General features: G+C 73.5%; 1 protein-coding gene. It reads left to right on the top strand.

All coding sequences use genetic code 11. From position 1 onward, the window contains the following. Positions 1-42 precede the first annotated feature (42 nt). On the top strand, positions 43-1,091 hold a 1,049-nt coding region (locus CCN37_RS39475), incomplete at its 3' end, for a hypothetical protein (RefSeq protein ID WP_143262018.1).

Raw genomic sequence — 1,091 nt, 5'->3', positions numbered from 1 at the left:
GACGAGGACCCCGAGCGCCGCGAACCCGATCCGATTCCGGACGTGCCGGAGCCGCAGCCCATCCCGGACGAGCCCGGCCCCGACGCCATCCCCGCGCCGCCTCGCCCGGTGACACCTCCGCAGCCCGAGGCCGCCCACCGCGAAACCGCGCCGCGCGTCACCGAGCACGGCGACCCGAGCACCTTCAGCGCGACCGCCGAACACCACGCGCACACGCCTGTCGCGCACCACGAGCACCGATCGATGGGCTTCGACGAGAGCGTGGACGCGCGGCCCAGCGGTGCCGTCCCCGAACACGCCTCCTACGCGCACGCCCCAGAACACGCCACGACCGCAGCGCACGCGGGCGTCCAGGAACACGCGCCCGCTCTGGAGCACACGATCACTTCGGGACACGCCGCTGCCTCAGCGTGCGCGACCGTCCAGGATCATGCGCCCGCCCCAGATCACGCGGACGTGCCGTCATACGCGGCCGCTCCAGAACACGTTGCTGTGCCTGAAGAACGTGCTGCTGCTTCGCGTCCTGCGAGTGCGCCGGACGCGGCCACCCCAGGAAACGCGGCCGCTTCGGGCGATGCCGTGGCTCCGGAACACATGCCCGTCTCGGCGAGCGAGGTCGCTCCGGATCGCGTGGTCGCGGACCAGACCGGCCCCGAGCAGACGACCAGCGCGCACCCGGTCCCCGAACCCGAGGGCACGCCCGCCACCAGATCGACCCGCGTGATCCGCCGACGGTCGCTCGCCGCCGAGTTCGCCAGCTGGGCCAACAGCCCCGAAGCCACCGGCGAGGCCGACGGTGACCAGTCGCACGGCGACCGATCGCACGGTGACCAGCCGCGTGCTGAACAGCCGCATGGTGATCAACCCAACAACGGTGACCAAGCCAACAACGGCGGCCAGGGGAACCCGGGCGAGCGCCCGGCGGAGCCCGTCGTCCACCTGAGCAATCCGTCGCTGGCCATCCACCGCGTCGTCCAGCGCCGCACCCTCGACGAGGCCGCCGAGCCGAAGCAGGCCGAGGAACAGCGCACCGGCGCGAGCCCGGCCGCGGCGCGGCAGGCAGAGCCCGAGCAGCCGGAGCCCGGCCAGCC

The organism is Allokutzneria sp. NRRL B-24872 (assembly GCF_002155965.1).
In the GTDB taxonomy this organism is placed as follows: domain Bacteria; phylum Actinomycetota; class Actinomycetes; order Mycobacteriales; family Pseudonocardiaceae; genus Allokutzneria.
The sequence above is the reverse complement of the archived record's forward strand: the minus strand, read 5'-3'. Positions and strand labels throughout refer to the sequence as shown.